This is a genomic window from Pseudomonas sp. PB103 (genome assembly GCF_009764635.1).
Taxonomy (GTDB): Bacteria; Pseudomonadota; Gammaproteobacteria; order Pseudomonadales; family Pseudomonadaceae; genus Aquipseudomonas.
Genome location: NZ_RWIL01000137.1, coordinates 1 through 1651, shown reverse-complemented (window position 1 = coordinate 1651; position 1651 = coordinate 1). Strand labels below are relative to the sequence as shown.

The 1651-nt window shown below is 53.3% G+C and carries 1 protein-coding gene; it reads left to right on the top strand.

What is annotated here, in order from left to right; genetic code table 11:
• Window positions 1-81 precede the first annotated feature (81 nt).
• A protein-coding gene (locus EJA70_RS25260) for an IS3 family transposase (RefSeq protein ID WP_256677734.1) occupies window positions 82-1610 on the top strand; the annotation gives its coding sequence in 2 pieces (ribosomal slippage) (window positions 82-523 and window positions 523-1610; 1530 coding nt in all).
• Window positions 1611-1651: the final 41 nt, after the last annotated feature.

Genomic DNA, 1651 nt, shown 5'->3' with positions numbered 1-1651 from the left:
CCCCTCCGTGTCAGGCTACCTGTCGCCCTTGTTGATTGACTCAACTACTCAAGAGGGCGAAGGTGCTTAACAATGTCCAAAATGGGTAACCGCTACGACAACGACTTCAAAGATTGGGTCGTTCTGCAAATGATGCCGCCACTCAATCGATCAGTGGCGGAACTTGCCTCTGCACTCAATCTCACGCCACAGTCACTGCGAAACTGGAGACAAATGGCTAGAGACAAAGGCTTAATTGTTCCGGGAAACGGCAAGACCAGTGACCAATGGTCTAGCGCCGATAAATTCAATGCCGTCATGGAAACCGCGCCGTTGAGCGAGGTCGAGATCTCTCAATATTGCCGAATCAAAGGCATTTACCCTGAGCAAATCCAACAGTGGCGAGTGGCATGCCAAAACGCTAATCCCGTTGTTGATCTCACCTCTCGAACATCAAAAACGGCCGAGCAACGGCGCATCAAAATACTTGAACGCCAACTGATTCAGTCTGATGCCAGTCGTGCAGAGGCGGTGGCGTTGCTGGAGCTCAGAAAAAAAGCCAATGCGATCTGGGGCAAGGACAAGGAAGACTGATCAACGCCTCTGATCGTACGCAAGCCATGAAGTTGATTGCCGACGCAGTGTTGAATGGCGCTCGTCGATACCGCGCTTGCAATGAACTGGGTCTGAGCCTGCGCACAGTTCAACGCTGGCAACACTCGTCGTGTGACGGACGACAGTTGGCTCAACGTGCAGCTCCGGCTAACAAGCTCAGTGATACGGAGCGTCAAGCGGTGCTGGATGCTGCCAATCAGGCTGGCTACGCCAGCCTGACCCCACACCAAATCGTGCCTAAGCTGGCCGATGAAGGCATTTATCTGGCTTCGGAGTCGACGTTTTATCGTGTGTTGAAAGCCGTCAATCAAAACGTCCGTCGCGGCCGGGCCAAAGCCCCAAAACGCAGAGTACTGACGACGCATCGCGCTGATGGCCCCAATCAGGTTTGGTGCTGGGACATCACCTGGTTGCCGAGCACAGTGAAGGGCCGTTTTTTCTACTGGTACATGGTCAAGGACGTCTACAGCCGCAAACTGGTCGCCAATGAAGTCCACGAGGTGGAGAGCGCCGAACACGCCTGTGAACTGCTCACAAAGGGATGTTTACGTGAACATACTGCAGGTCGTCCGCTGGTGTTGCACTCAGATAATGGACACGTGATGAGAGGTTCTTTGTTGCGTGAAAGCATGGTCGCGCTGGGTGTAGAACCTTCTTTTAGCCGGCCAAGAGTGAGCAATGACAACGCTTACGCCGAAGCACTTTTTCGCACTGCAAAGTACTGCCCGCTTTGGCCCGATCAACCATTTGATACGGTCACTGATGCAAGGCTTTGGGTGCAGACGTTCATCGAGTGGTACAACGAAGATCACCGCCACAGCGCCTTGAAATACGTCACGCCAAACCAACGGCACGAGGGCAAAGCAACCGCCCTATTACAAGCTAGAACAGAGCTTTATGAGGATGCCAGGGAAGCTAATCCGAGCCGCTGGAGTACTCGAACACGAAACTGGAAACTGGCAGACGCAGTTTATTTAAACCCAGAACGCCCTGAAATTAAGGGCGTAATGGGCTAGCAGTTGTAGGACCAAGGCGACAGGTGCCTTGACACGTACCG